The following is a 227-nucleotide window of genomic DNA, read 5'->3' as shown; positions in this document are numbered from 1 at the left end:
ACTTGTCATCGCTACCAGATAAAATAGCGGTAGGATTCTTTTGATTCGTTTTACATAAAACTGATTAAACGAAAATTCTTTATTTACAATCTGAGGATAAATCGCTGACGTTATGATATAGCCAGAGATAACAAAGAAAATATCAACACCAATAAATCCTCCAGGGATCCAATCAGCATTCATGTGGAATAAAACCACCATCAAAACGGCTATCGCTCTCAAACCGT

At 35.7% G+C, this 227-nt stretch carries 1 protein-coding gene; it reads right to left on the bottom strand.

The window, feature by feature from the left end; translation table 11 throughout:
• On the bottom strand, positions 1 to 227 hold a 227-nt coding region (locus VOR_RS17525), incomplete at both ends, for an acyltransferase family protein (RefSeq protein ID WP_010320775.1).

This window comes from Vibrio ordalii ATCC 33509 (genome assembly GCA_000257205.1).
In the GTDB taxonomy this organism is placed as follows: Bacteria; Pseudomonadota; Gammaproteobacteria; order Enterobacterales; family Vibrionaceae; genus Vibrio; species Vibrio ordalii.
The sequence above is the reverse complement of the archived record's forward strand: the minus strand, read 5'-3'. Positions and strand labels throughout refer to the sequence as shown.